Source organism: Kitasatospora sp. MY 5-36, from assembly GCF_001182915.1.
Taxonomy (GTDB): Bacteria; Actinomycetota; Actinomycetes; order Streptomycetales; family Streptomycetaceae; genus Kitasatospora.
On record NZ_LFVW01001153.1, the window covers coordinates 1 to 1,637 of the forward strand.

The 1,637-nt window shown below is 76.2% G+C and carries 1 protein-coding gene; it reads left to right on the forward strand.

Annotated elements, in window-relative coordinates:
• Positions 1-1,637, forward strand: a 1,637-nt coding sequence (locus tag AE652_RS40970) for a hypothetical protein (protein ID WP_049661029.1), incomplete at both ends; no start/stop codon positions are given.

The following is a 1,637-nucleotide window of genomic DNA, read 5'->3' on the forward strand; positions in this document are numbered from 1 at the left end:
CGACGGACCCGGCGAACTTCCCCGGCTGGCAGCCGTTCACGACCGCCCAGGGGACGGCGGCCGAGCCGCTCCGCCCCGACCGTACGCCGCGCCCCGGCCCGGGCCCGCAGACCGACCCCAACGGGGTGGTGCGGGACCACGGCGGCTGGCAGCTGAAGCCGACGGCGGTCCCGGGGGCGCCGATCACGCGGTTCCCGGCCGCCTGGCAGCGGCCGGTGGCGGCGCCGGAGTGGACGTACTACCCGGAGGACTGGAGCGCCGACACGGTCCTGCGGCACGTCCAGGCGGCGATGCGGAACAATCCGAGCGTCGCGCCGGGGCCGGACGGCCTGGACCGGGCGGTCGGCTGGTCCGGGAGCCTGTGGGTCGAGGCGGTCCTGGACCAGCAGGGCTACATCCTGTACCACCACCCGCTCCCCAACTCCCCCGCGCCGTACGCGGCGTGGCAGGAGGAGGCGGTGGTCGGCCGGGGCGACCGGGTCGACCTGTTCGGGTACCCGGGCGTACTGCTCCAGCGGGTGCGGTTCGACAGCGGGCAGGACGGCTTCGAGTTCACCGTCCGGCTGCACCTGGAGCCGTCCGCGGGCATGACGCCCGCCGAGCTGGACGCGGTGCGGCAGCAGGTGCGGACGCTCATGGCCGACTTCACGGCCGGGCAGCAGGTCGGGGCCTTCGACCGGCTGCTGAACGTGGGCGTGGAGTTCACCGAGGAGGCGGGCGACGGCGTCACCACGCTCCCGGTCGCGCCGGGCGCGGTGCCGAGCCTGGCGCAGGTGCTGCCGCGGCAGTTCAGGGAGGCGGCCGGAACGGTCGACCTGGAGTTCGTGACGGGGACGCAGCTGCGCAAGTCCCCGCCGGTGCGGGAGGTCCACGTCGGCGGGGACTGGACGGCCGGGCTGCGCCCGTCGTTCACGGCTCCGGCCTGGGACCGCCCCGGCCGGGGGCTGCCCCCGGAGTGGGGCGTCGCCGAGGCCCGGTACGCCGCCCACCACGTGCTGCGGACGGGGACGGCCGAGGTCGTCGGCGAGGCGGCCGCGGGCCGTCCGGCCCCCGAGGTCCGCCGCGGCCGGTTCGCCGGGGTGCGGCTGAACGTCCGGGTCGAGGACGGCGTCATCACCGACGTCTGGGGCGAGCCGCACCAGAAGCTGCGGCCGCAGCTGACCGCCCCGGTGGCCGGCGGCGAGGCGGTGCTGGTCCCCACGCAGGAGGTCAGGCCGCCGCAGGACGCCTTCATCCGGGCCATCACCGCCCGGGAGCTGGAGTCCTTCGACGCCCGCCGGGTCCGGCTGCCGGACGGGGACACCGAGACGGTGCTGACCGTCCGGCTGTACCTGGACCTCGAAGCGAAGCTGGACCTCGCGGACGGGCCGACGGCCGCGGCCGTGGAGGCTCTCCGAGAGGCGGGCCGGGAGGGGGTCGAGAAGGTCTACAACACCGGGCAGCGGCTGCCCAGCGGTGATCTGCTGCGGGTCGAGGTCGAGTTCGTCCCCGACCGGTCCACGGCGCACCACACGGTCGCCGTCCGGGAGCGCCAGGACCGGGCCAACCACCGGACCTGGGGCCTGAACACCGAGGCGCGGACGACCGCCCACGAGATCGGCCCCCTGCTCGGCCTGGCCGACGAGTACCGGCGCCAA